We start from the raw sequence: 6,105 nt of genomic DNA on the forward strand, positions 1-6,105 counted from the left end.
TGAGCCCATGAGCAAAGCATCAGGCAGACCCTGGAAGCGGGACCAGATTGATCAGGTCAAAGCCCGAATCCGTCAAGAGCTGGCTCCGCTCCAGTCGTCGTTGGACCGCATCCCTTACCTGTTGAATCAGATTGCCCAAGCTGAAGAACAGGAGCCGGACCGCCTGATTTACGTCATGACACTTCTCAATACGCACGTGCGTGAGGGAGGCTTGACGGATCCGCAGGTGAAGGAACTCTTTCAGCTGGCTGATGCTTTGCTCACGCTTCAGAATATCAAGCCCAAGTCATCGTCCCTGGCCTTTCTGTTGGGCGAACTCCATATTCTGAAGGCCCAGCTGCATATGAGTGAAGGGGAGCCGTTGCTCGCCTGTATCGAACAGCAGCTGGTCGAACATGTGTCGGGGTCGGAACCCCCTGGTGGTAAGTCTTTTCAATCGCTTTCACTGGCCCGCATGAGCCTCCGGCTCGGCGAGGCCAATTTAGCTGTTGGTTATATCGAGCGCGCCTTGGAGAGCGGTTTGGATGCCAATTATTTTTACTACGCACAGGTGATGAGACTCCGTTCCCTGCGCCTGAGTCATCGATTGGATGAAGCCGATCAGATCGCGGGGGAACTGCTCCATGATGATCGGGCGGATCCTCGTTCCAGGCGCGAAATCGAATGGGAAACGCTGTGTCGCGAGGTTGTGCGCACGGGCAGTATCGATGGTCTAATGGCCGTCATGAATCCACGCCGGGATTATTATCAGGCGAGTTATATCCTGGAAAGTTTTTTCTGGATTCGCGCCATCGGTGGTTTGCAGTGGATGGATCATCTGCCGAAGATGAAATCCCTCGGTCAGAAAAAAGGCCTCAATTTCAAGGCCAATGCTCCCTATCAGCGCTGTGCCATCCATTTGGAACGCGCCTATGATAAGGATATTCCGCTCGCGCATCGTCTGGTTCTGGTCAAAAAAACTTTGCAATCCGTTCATGCGCTTGCCGATATCGATAAGGTTCTTCTGGTGCACCTCGCGCTTTTGCGCTGGTTGATCCGGCGTCAATGTCGTGAACTGGCCCGCTTCGTCTATTCCGAATATGCCATTCTCAGTCAGAGATTGAGTGGTACGGTGGATGCTCTGGGCGTGGCCTCTGACCTCGTGCAAAAAAACTGGAACAAATGAAATGTCCCATAAGGAAATTTCCATGCTGCGTTTTTCCGGGCTGCTTCTTATCGCTTTGAGTATGACTTTATCGTTCGCTTGCAAGAAGAAACAAGCAACAACCCCCACGCAATCCCTGACGCCGGAGCTGCAAGGCAAACCGGATAAGGTCTCGGAAGAACCCACCGGGCTGCCTGGTTATCCTTTGCTCTGCCGTTGGGTGCAGGGCCCAGCGCGGGATACGCTGGACGCTTCACTGAGCTGCTTTCTTGGTGACGATCAGGGCCGACCGGCGAATATCAGTGAAAAGTTAAGCTGGAATGTGTCCGTTCCCGCGAATGGAACTTTGCTGCAGGAGGTGAAGCCCGATCAATCCCTCTTGTTGACAGTGAAGAGCAGCAGTCGCGATCAGCTTGACCTTGCCCTGCTGAATATGCAGCTGAAAACCACAATCAAAAGCCAGGAGCGGACTGCAACCGGGCGCGATCTTCTGAAGGCAGACAGCAAAAAATTACGGCTTGCAGCCAGTTGCAAGGATTTTTTCACTCTTCTGTTCGTGAACGATCTGGGCGCGTTTAGTTATTTTGAAATGAATCGATTCACCGGCTGCGAGCAATTAGCCACGACCTTGCAGAATGCAGTTGTGCCGAACGGTCAATCCCGGTCTCTGCCTGATGTTCATAAGACGGTGCAAGCCAGCTGCGGTGGTGGATCGTTTATCCTGAGTATAAACCAGCCCGAATTTCAAGGGAACTCAAGTCAAAGTCCTATTGATAATGATGCGTGCGAGGATTTACGAGGTCTGGTGAATAATCTTGGATTGTAATTTCATTCGGTCCCGAAATATCGCGAGGTTGGACCGACTGTCTGTTTCTTGAGACAGCATCTACATGATTTTATTGCTTTATTTCCATTGTTAAATCTTTATAGTTACCTCCGTTTATGCAATTGGAATAGCCAGAGCGCATTCCCTATCAATGCTGACAAAGACAGTCTGCAGGTGACAGAACATTTTCTGTGACCAAGGATTCTTTGAGCCTACGGAGAGTGAATGATGAAGAAACTCAAGATCACAGCCCTTGTTTTGACTCTTGGCGCCGCACCCTTGGCCTGTAACCAGGATCCACAAGCTGATACCAGCGATCTGTCCTGGGGTCATTTGAAAGACCAAAGTTTGCATCCTGATGCCCCGCAGTATCTGATCAATAAAAAACCTGGTGAAACGTATAAAGTTTGCGTGCCCCAGTACATGGTCAATGAACTGCCGGGCGTGGAATCAGAAATCAAGGCGGCCATCAACATCTGGGCTGCCTATCTGGGTCGAACGATTGAGGTCGAAACGCAGGTCATGAACCTGCCGCGTGCGGGTGCGACCGACACCACGCAAACGCTGCAAACGAAGTATTACAGCACCTGTGGTGATGATTTTGATGTGGTGGTCGGTTTCGCCCCACTCAAAGGTACGACGGTGGCCCAGACGGGCAGCAGCTGGCGTGGGTATTCTGCGCAGAAGATCACCAGTTTCAAACGTCATCTCTTCCTTCGCGATTATAAAATCAGCCCGGATGCCTGGGGCACCAATCGCTGGATCAGTCTTCAAGCCTTGAACAAGCAAACCCTCGACAGCAGCGAAATTTTGAGCCAGATGCAAGGTAGGGGCGACATGGAAGTCTCGCCGACGGCGGCTTCGATAGCCTTGCCGGTCCTTGTGCATGAATTCGGTCATGTGTGGGGCCTCTGTGATCAGTATGAAGGTCCCACCAACTGTGATCCGAGCTTCAAGTCCACCCATCCCGATATGGGCAGTATCATGGCAGCCGCTTCGAATATTGCGAAACTTTACCTCACCGATGATGATATCACCGGTATCCGTGCGCTGGCCAAGCGCCCTGGTTTCAACAGCAGCTGGCCGGGAACGGACGATGATATCATCAAGGTGCCGGCACCTATCACCCGTCATGAGGTGGAAATCTTTAAACTGAAATCCGTGGAGAAGGTCGGCACGCAGTTCACGCTCCATTTCGGGCTGGTGACCACCAAAGGTGGCGAACTGCGCTTTGAGTACCGTCCGAAAGGAACAGCAACCTGGCAAAAGATTTCAACCTACTTCCCGTCGGAAGAAGGCTTCATGATCCCGGATTATTCCATTCGGCAGACTTTGACAGCCGGGACGGACTATGAATTCCGCATGAACTTGCGCCTGCGCAACGCGGATAATAGCCTGGGCATGCCCATGTATTCCTTGCTCTAGGTTCAACGCGCCAGGGCCGACTCGATGAAGTCGGCCGGAATCTTATGCTTCGGGATGGGCTCTTCAAACCAGATCGGCAGGGGTTCGTGGAGGCCCATCCCGTGCATGTAGTTATACAAGGCCCGCTTGAGACCCTCGCCCAATGTCTCGTGATCGCAGCCGGTCGGATCCTCGAAATCGATATCATTGGTGGCGAATTGAATGTCATCATGCGGCAAAAGTCGAATGCCGAATTTTTCCGGATTTTTTCCAACAGGACTGTGCACGGTGGCCGCGAAGCGATGCCAGTAGGCTGATTGAATGCAGCCCGCCTTGAACAGCTGCCGGACATATTCCAGCGCCTCGACGGTTTCGCGTTTGGTCTGAGTTGGGAAACCATACATCAGATACGCGTGAACCAGGATGCCCGCATCCGTCAGAGCACGGGTCACACGCGCCACCTGATCGACGGTGACGCCTTTGCTCATCAGTTTCAAAAGGCGATCCGAAGCGACTTCCAGCCCACCGCTGACCGCAATGCAACCGGAGGCTGCCAGGATTTGGGCCACCTTGGGCGTGAAGGTCTTTTCAAAGCGGATATTGCCCCACCACGTGACGGTCAGGCCCTTTTCAATGATGCGATTGGCAAGAGCCAGCAGGACCTTGGGCGGCGCGGCTTCGTCGACAAAATGAAATCCGGTTTGACCGGTTTCGGCGATGAGGGCTTCCATGCGAGCCAGAATAATATCGGCCTGGGCCTCATCATAACGTGCAATATAATCAAGAGTGACATCGCAGAAACTGCATTTATTCCAGTAGCAACCGTGCGCCAGCGTCACCTTATTCCAGCGGCCATCGGACCAAATGCGATGCATGGGGTTAGGGAGTTCACAGATCGAAAGATAGCGGTCCAGGGGCATACCGCGATAGGTCGGCGTTCCTGTATCCTTATGGGGGATGTCGTGCGTTTTCCTGGAGTCCCAGTAAACAACCACACCATCTTTACGTTGATAGGTGCGCATGAGTTCTTCGGCAGGCCTTATGCCGCTCAGATGCTCCAGAAGGTTCAGCAGCGGCCGTTCCCCGTCATCCACACAGATATAGTCCACATAATCGAAGACGCGTGGGTCCTTGAGGGAACGCAGCTCTGTATTCACATAACCACCACCCATCACCACGCGCGTGGAGGCATTCCATTGTTTGATCGTCTGCGCAATCTTAAAGCCTGCATAGACGTTGCCTGGGAATGGCAGCGTGATGCCCACGACATCGGGTTGGGTATCGTTCAGATAGCTGAGGATGATGGATTTCTGCACCTCATCCACGAAGGTCTCCTGACCTTCGATGGACTCATGCAGATCGTCAAAACTGGGATTGCTGGCTGCCAGGCGCTCGCCATAGCGGGAGAGTTCAAAGCGCGGATCGACACCCGCGTTGATGACACTCACAAGGCCTGCGACATACAGACTGGCGAGGTACTTGCCTTTGTCCTGGATTCCCAGGTTGCCAAAGGCCTGCGCCAGGTGTTCCGGTCCTTCGATCTCTTCCATCTGATGCAAACCATCAAAACCCAGCCCTTCGGGCAGGTACTGGCGTGAGCTCAGACGGATCGCCAGACTCGGGTCCTTGCCCTGCAGAAAGCGGATGCACGGCTCGACGGTATTGGCGTAAGTCATAAAATTTTCAAGGAAATATTGGACCTCGTCGGGGCGTTCCTCGACCGGGATATCTTCGAAATTGGCTTCAAGTTCGGCTTTGATTTCACTCAAGCCATGTCGGGATAGTAGCGACAGAATCAGTTCAATCGCCGGATCGCGTTGCTCGACCGTATAGCCGTGCATCTGGAGAAAACCCGTCAGATAAGCCGTGGCCGGGTAGGGGGTATTCAGCTGCGTCATGGGTGGCGTCAGAAGCAGGATCTTGGGCCTTGTCATAGATGACCTATAAGCAGGGGAATGGATCGGCCCGGATGGTATAGCCTGTCGAGTTTGGAATTGCAAGGACCGCGGATGATATTTGCTGGAGTGCCGGGCAAAGGGAGGTTTCAGAACGAAATCGCTGCGGCAATATCGTGAGCAAAGTTTAGTGGCTTAGGTTGTACGAAAAGTGGGGGAGCACTTCATCTCGAAGGTTCGTCGATGTAATTCAGGATCGACAGCGGGATGGAATTTCTCTGGAAGCCTCCAAGCTAAAAGAGGTTGATGAAATTAAGTGGTGTTGGTGACGCAAAATGTTTTTCAAACCAAGCGAGAAGTGGCGGTTGATCGTCAACCATTGCGAGGTGGTGCCAAGGAGGACCCGAAAACTCTAGTGTGTCCATACTATCAGTGCTCACCCTTTCAGTGCCTTTGATGCATCATAGTCATCATCAAACTACTCGCATATCTAATTAGAGACTTTTGATGAAAGAGACACTCCTATTACATTTTGTAATCTGAAGTAAAGTAACAACAAAGGTCCGGGTCGTCCCTAACTACGCAGACTCAGATCATGCTCCCCGTTTTGCAAGTAACTTTGATTGTTGAATTGAAAGTTTATTTGCAATTTTGTCTATTTCTTGAGGCTCCATTTTTGAGAATTTAATAGCTTTCAAAGTGGGCCGTCGAAACCTGCTACATCTAGCCGGACTTGAGACGGTCCCATTTTTGATCCAGTTTGTCTGATTCCAGCTGAGAAAAAATCCTCATCCTTTCCATCTTTCCCGTGACCCCGATTTCCTCTTTCTTCCAAT

4 protein-coding genes are annotated in these 6,105 nt (G+C 52.1%); 3 read left to right on the forward strand and 1 reads right to left on the reverse strand.

Going from position 1 to position 6,105, the window contains the following annotated elements; translation table 11 throughout:
- Window positions 1-7: 7 nt before the first annotated feature.
- The 3 genes from VE954_RS35535 (at window position 8) to VE954_RS35545 (ending at window position 3,395) form a co-directional block, all read left to right on the forward strand.
- Entirely contained in the window at window positions 8-1,165 is a 1,158-nt protein-coding gene (locus tag VE954_RS35535) for a hypothetical protein (protein ID WP_324962052.1), read from the forward strand.
- A gap of 22 nt (window positions 1,166-1,187) precedes the next feature.
- Complete coding sequence (locus VE954_RS35540; RefSeq protein ID WP_324962054.1) at window positions 1,188-1,970, forward strand: hypothetical protein; 783 nt, start codon at window positions 1,188-1,190, stop codon at window positions 1,968-1,970.
- Window positions 1,971-2,195: 225 nt separating this feature from the next.
- Entirely contained in the window at window positions 2,196-3,395 is a 1,200-nt protein-coding gene (locus VE954_RS35545; protein ID WP_324962056.1) for a hypothetical protein, read from the forward strand.
- 2 nt (window positions 3,396-3,397) lie between these two features.
- On the opposite strand, the gene VE954_RS35550 is transcribed toward VE954_RS35545, so the two are convergent.
- Window positions 3,398-5,308 (reverse strand): B12-binding domain-containing radical SAM protein, encoded by a 1,911-nt coding sequence (locus tag VE954_RS35550; RefSeq protein WP_324962058.1) that lies wholly within the window; start codon window positions 5,306-5,308, stop codon window positions 3,398-3,400.
- Between the last annotated feature and the right edge of the window lie 797 nt (window positions 5,309-6,105).

It is taken from the genome of Oligoflexus sp. (genome assembly GCF_035638955.1).
Classification (GTDB): Bacteria; Bdellovibrionota_B; Oligoflexia; order Oligoflexales; family Oligoflexaceae; genus Oligoflexus.

What these genes read in the sequence shown, in the direction of transcription:
- VE954_RS35540 (WP_324962054.1), top strand. Translation starts at nt 1,188, where the DNA reads ATGCTGCGTTTTTCCGGGCTGCTTCTTATCGCTTTGAGTATGACTTTA.
- VE954_RS35550 (WP_324962058.1), bottom strand. Translation starts at nt 5,308, where the DNA reads ATGACAAGGCCCAAGATCCTGCTTCTGACGCCACCCATGACGCAGCTG.
- VE954_RS35535 (WP_324962052.1), top strand. Translation starts at nt 8, where the DNA reads ATGAGCAAAGCATCAGGCAGACCCTGGAAGCGGGACCAGATTGATCAG.
- VE954_RS35545 (WP_324962056.1), top strand. Translation starts at nt 2,196, where the DNA reads ATGATGAAGAAACTCAAGATCACAGCCCTTGTTTTGACTCTTGGCGCC.